Source organism: Sulfitobacter aquimarinus (genome assembly GCF_040149565.1).
In the GTDB taxonomy this organism is placed as follows: Bacteria; Pseudomonadota; Alphaproteobacteria; order Rhodobacterales; family Rhodobacteraceae; genus Sulfitobacter; species Sulfitobacter aquimarinus.
The window spans coordinates 1-222 of sequence record NZ_JBEFLO010000034.1 but is presented as its reverse complement, the minus strand read 5'-3'; the positions used below and the strand labels follow the sequence as shown (position 1 = coordinate 222).

1 pseudogene is annotated in these 222 nt (G+C 54.5%); it reads right to left on the bottom strand.

Annotation, left to right across the window (positions count from 1 at the left end):
* Window positions 1–222: pseudogene (locus ABMC88_RS18495) on the bottom strand (IS3 family transposase); the annotation flags it as partial.

The following is a 222-nucleotide window of genomic DNA, read 5'->3' as shown; positions in this document are numbered from 1 at the left end:
CGACACGCTCGGCTGGCAACGAGAAGTCGACTTCGATGCACAGACCTTCACGGTTGAAGTCATCAAGCACGTTTAATGTCCGGATCGATCGGCCATCTGCAAGCTGATCCGCCATAAAATCCATCGACCACGTGTCGTTTGGCAGGTTTGGGACTGCCAGCGGTTCAGGTTTATCACGCTTCAGCCGCTTCTTGGGTTTGATCCGCAGGTTCAGCTCCAGCT